Here is a 274-nt window from a genome sequence, read left to right as displayed (position 1 = left end):
CGAGGCGCGTCAGCTCGAGGCGGTGGGGGAGTGCGACCGGGTCTATATCGAGAAGCAGTCCGCTCGCTCGCGTGCCGATCGTGTGAAGCTCGCCGAGTGCATCAGGTACCTGCGAGACGGCGACGAGCTGGTTGTTGCGTCGATGGACCGACTCGCTCGTTCCCTGGTCGACCTCAAGCAGATCGTCGGCGAGATCACCGCGAAGGGCGCGAGCGTGGAGTTCGTCCACGAGCGGGCCACCTACGCCGCCGGCGCCCAGGATCCTCGCGCGGAC

1 protein-coding gene is annotated in these 274 nt (G+C 67.9%); it reads left to right on the top strand.

What is annotated here, in order from left to right; translation table 11 throughout:
- Nucleotides 1–274, top strand: a 274-nt coding sequence (locus G6027_RS16005; protein WP_187702964.1) for a recombinase family protein, incomplete at both ends; no start/stop codon positions are given.

Origin of the sequence: Dietzia sp. SLG310A2-38A2 (assembly GCF_014145095.1) — a bacterium.
In the GTDB taxonomy this organism is placed as follows: Bacteria; Actinomycetota; Actinomycetes; order Mycobacteriales; family Mycobacteriaceae; genus Dietzia.
Note: the sequence above shows the minus strand (reverse complement) of the source record. Positions and strands in the feature narration are given on the sequence as shown.